Source organism: Brevibacterium metallidurans (genome assembly GCF_037101285.1).
Taxonomy (GTDB): domain Bacteria; phylum Actinomycetota; class Actinomycetes; order Actinomycetales; family Brevibacteriaceae; genus Brevibacterium; species Brevibacterium metallidurans.
The window spans coordinates 1-615 of record NZ_BAAAAF010000065.1 but is presented as its reverse complement, the minus strand read 5'-3'; the positions used below and the strand labels follow the sequence as shown (position 1 = coordinate 615).

General features: G+C 56.7%; 1 pseudogene. It reads right to left on the bottom strand.

The annotated features are described in order from the left end of the window. Window positions 1–615: pseudogene (locus tag AACX88_RS17545) on the bottom strand (IS5-like element ISKpn26 family transposase); the annotation flags it as partial.

Genomic DNA, 615 nt, shown 5'->3' with positions numbered 1-615 from the left:
CATGTATTCGATGTTGATGGCCGTTTTGTTCTTGCGCGGATGCTGCTTCAAGGTTTTTACCCTGCCGGGACGCTCGGCGATCAGCCAGTCCACATCCACCTCGGCCAGCTCCTCGCGCTGTGGCGCTCCTTGGTAGCCGGCATCGGCTGAGACAAATTGCTCCTCTCCATGAAGCAGATTACCCAGCTGATTGAGGTCATGCTCGTTGGCCGCGGTGGTGACCAGGCTGTGGGTCAGGCCACTCTTGGCATCGACACCAATGTGGGCCTTCATGCCAAAGTGCCACTGATTGCCTTTCTTGGTCTGATGCATCTCCGGATCGCGTTGCTGCTCTTTGTTCTTGGTAGAGCTGGGCGCCTCAATGATGGTGGCATCCACCAAAGTGCCTTGGGTCATCATGACGCCTGCTTCGGCCAGCCAGCGATTGATGGTCTTGAACAATTGACGGGCCAGTTGATGCTGCTCGAGCAGGTGGCGGAAATTCATGATGGTGGTGCGATCCGGCAGGGCGCTATCCAGGGATAATCGGGCAAACAGGCGCATGGAGGCGATTTCGTACAGGGCATCTTCCATGGCACCGTCGCTCAGGTTGTACCAATGCTGCATGCAGTGAAT